The sequence below is a fragment of the Sebaldella sp. S0638 genome (assembly GCF_024158605.1).
Classification (GTDB): Bacteria; Fusobacteriota; Fusobacteriia; order Fusobacteriales; family Leptotrichiaceae; genus Sebaldella.
Window position 1 is genome coordinate 1 of the sequence record NZ_JAMZGM010000209.1, and the last position, 2,928, is coordinate 2,928.

Annotated in this window: 1 protein-coding gene; it reads left to right on the plus strand. The window is 38.8% G+C overall.

Annotated features, from left to right (window positions below; genetic code table 11):
- The first annotated feature begins 145 nt into the window (after window positions 1-145).
- Window positions 146-2,890, plus strand: a complete 2,745-nt coding sequence (locus NK213_RS19505) for a hypothetical protein (protein WP_253352438.1) — start codon at window positions 146-148, stop codon at window positions 2,888-2,890.
- Window positions 2,891-2,928 lie beyond the last annotated feature (38 nt).

A 2,928-nucleotide genomic window follows, 5' to 3' on the forward strand; every position in this document is an offset into this window, starting at 1 on the left:
TAGATAAATCAATATATGAAAAACAAATCTTTTATTATATCAGATTTAATTTACAGACTTTCTTGCACACTCCCTACCATGGGCAAGTTATGTATTCTCAACTCTTGGTCACTATAAAGATATGGACAGGGAGAGTAAGAACTGGGTGTATTCGAATAGAACGAAAACATCACAGGATGCAGAAAGAAGCTCATTAAATAATTATCTGGGAACAACAACCGCAAGACGTGGAACAACAGGCTGGATAACAGATACAGAAGCGTGGAATACGAATATGGGGAAATATGATAATACAGCAGTATTAACAGTAATTCCGGTAATAAAGATACCGCAGGTGATAACACCGCAGGATATAGGAATAGACCTTCCGGAAGTAGAAGAGCCGGAAATACCTGAAGCACCGGAAATATTGTTAATGCCGGTACATGTAGACCCAATAAGCGTGAATGTAGAAGCGCCGGTAATAACGAGTAATGTACCGGTATTGTCAATGAGTTCACCGGCAAGTCTGAATCTCGGAACAGTATCAGTGAATGTAAATGTGGATGTGAAGGATATAACAGGGCCTCAGTTCACAGATTTAGCAGCACCGACACTGGAACTGACACCACCGACGTTAAATGTAGCACCGGTGACACCACCAAGTATAAAGGGAGTAGCACCGGATATAACAACACCTGCTTCACCGCCTGCGCCGAGTTTTACGGCTTTTAACAGAGGAAGAGGAGATTGGTTAGGGGGATTTAGCAGTGTTGCCGGGTTAGTGCCGACTGCCATTAATACATTTAATAGAGATATTAAGGCATGGGAACAGGGAGCACCGCCAAGAGTAATTGATATAAATAATCAGGCTTTTTTCAAAGTAAATGGAGTAATAAGAGGAAACGGGAAAGATTCCAACAGTGTAGTACAGGCAACAACGAGTTCAACAGGTGTAGTCACAAACAGATATGATAATATACAGATAGTAAACGGTGTAACAGGAGGGACACCTAATAATCAATATGGAAGCAGTCCATGGCCCACAGTTGAGGTGAGTCCAGCAGGTTTTCCGGCAATTGCAGCTGGGACATGGGTATCATATGCAGATGAAGATTCACTTACAGGAAGAACATACAATACCACAAGATATCAACAGGCATGGATATTTCAAGGGTCACCTACAGTAGAAGATATGAAGATAAAAGTAGGAGGTTCATCATCATATTCCACGGCAGTATTTGCACAAACTTCATCAATTACAATGAATCGTGTATCGTTGGAACTTGCAGGAAGAAGTATAGTGGGTCAGATGGATATTCGAAGTGCATATAAAGTAAGTCTTACTGATGTAGATATTAATTTAACTGGTGATTCCAATACAATATTTTCTACTTTTTCAATATCTAATCAAGATGGGGGAAATCCAGGTATATCTGATTGGAGAACGAGAAATGATATCGGAGCAGCATTTACAGATGTGGGAGTTAATGCAAATTATCTGGAACTTGGGGGAATGAACCTAAATGCCAGTACAAGTTCAAATGCATTATTCTATATAGCACCTACAAGCAAATACAGATGGGATGGAAATAATTATGGGTATGCGGCTCCAGGAATGTCAAGTCCGGTAGCATATTATACTAATCCTAGAAAGTATAATGTATTTGCACCTATAATTGGAAATGTCGGTCTCGATAATGCAAGTGGGAATATAGATTACATAGGAAGCGGAAATGTTGGAGTATGGACAAATGCCTATATAGCAGACAGAACAAAATGGGAAACAACAGCAGGAAATTCCAGTACACCATATCTAAATGCAGGAACATTAAATCTTCAGGGAGATCAAAATGTGGGTTACTACTTTACCAAGCATACTTCAAGACCAGACTATAACGGAATATTCCAAGGGAATGTGGATGTAGATATAAAGATAGGAACAGACCTTGACGGTAAAGGCGGAAGTACACAGACAGGAACAGGAAATAAATCAGGAAATAATGCTGCGAAAAGTGAAGATAATGTAGGAATGTATGTAGATTCAGGACAAAGAACAGGACTAAACAATACAGTGGGGTCTTCTTCATATCTTGAATATTTCCCAGCTACCCTTGATTTTAAAGTAGATACTGCAACGTATTCAGAAATAATAGGAATCACTAACGGAACACAAATAGGATTTCCGTATCTGTCAGCAGACCCGATAAGAAACCTTGCTTTATCAAATTTCAATGTCGAATTTGGAAAATATTCCAAAAACGGTATAGGAATAGTTGCTAAAAACGGATCAGTAGTAGAAATAGATACAGGAAGCACAATATCCGACAATGCAGGAACAGGGACTAACAGAGCAGAGGGATCGGTTATGTTCTATACAGAAGGTGTATGGTATAATCCAAGATTAGCTATGACTACATCTACTTATGACAGCGAAGCTTACGGAAGAGGAGAGAGCCAGACAGGAAGAAAAAATATAATTGATTTTAATTCTACAATAAATGTAGCTGATGATGTAAATATGGGAAGTAATAAAGCCACAGCTTTTTTTGCTAAAAACGGAGGACAGATAAATGCACAGAATGTAACACTTTCAGGAAGTAATTCAATAGGAGCGTTTGCCTTTGGAGTAAATGATTTAACTTCAACAGTAAAATCTGATAATACGGGAGCAGGAAGTCAGGCAGCAACAACAGTAAATGTAAAATCAATAACAGCAACGCAAACAGGAACAATAGACAGTCTTACAGATAATTCAAACAGTAATATAGGAGCAGCAGCAATAACATTATCAGATGACGGTACTGTCAAAGGAACAGGAACTACTAAGATTACAGTTGATGGGAATGTAACTGTAAACGGAATAGGTGCCTATGGTGTTAGTATGAAAAAGTGGACACAAAAATCTTGATTGTGTAAACTAATTGAGAGAAGGCAGGTGTCCGAAAT